Origin of the sequence: Stappia sp. BW2 (assembly GCF_008107695.1) — a bacterium.
Lineage (GTDB): Bacteria > Pseudomonadota > Alphaproteobacteria > Rhizobiales > Stappiaceae > Roseibium.
Genome location: NZ_VIRG01000044.1, coordinates 1 through 477, shown reverse-complemented (window position 1 = coordinate 477; position 477 = coordinate 1). Strand labels below are relative to the sequence as shown.

Genomic DNA, 477 nt, shown 5'->3' with positions numbered 1-477 from the left:
ATTATTATCAGCAAGATTACAGGTGAGTTCGGCATATTTTCCTTTCTCTCCCATTTTCTCGACAAATACGTTGGCAACTTCCGAGCCAGCCTGGAAGTTATTATGGGTAATTTGCACCAGTGCAACATCATCCACAGGTATTTCGCGATTAATTAATATAACGGGAATACCTGCTTTTTTTGCTTTTTCAATGGCTGCAACACTGGCAGTAGAGTCAGCATTATCTAAAATAATGCCCTGAACTTTTTTACCAATTGCAGTATCGATCAGTTCATTCTGTTTTTTGACATCTTCACCATGAGAAAGAATGGTCGTTTTATATCCCAGTTGCTGGGCTTTTTCACTGGCGCCTTTCGCTTCCGAGGCGTAATAAGGATTATCCAGTGAATTGACCATAATCATAATGGTTCCTTTTTCTACCGCATGGGCAGAAAAAGAAATAGCAGTCAGGGTCGCAGCGGTTAACAGTGTTAAACG

1 protein-coding gene is annotated in these 477 nt (G+C 40.7%); it reads right to left on the bottom strand.

Going from position 1 to position 477, the window contains the following annotated elements:
* A partial coding sequence (locus tag FMN63_RS03040) for a substrate-binding domain-containing protein (protein WP_205513835.1) occupies positions 1-477 on the bottom strand: 477 nt, incomplete at both ends.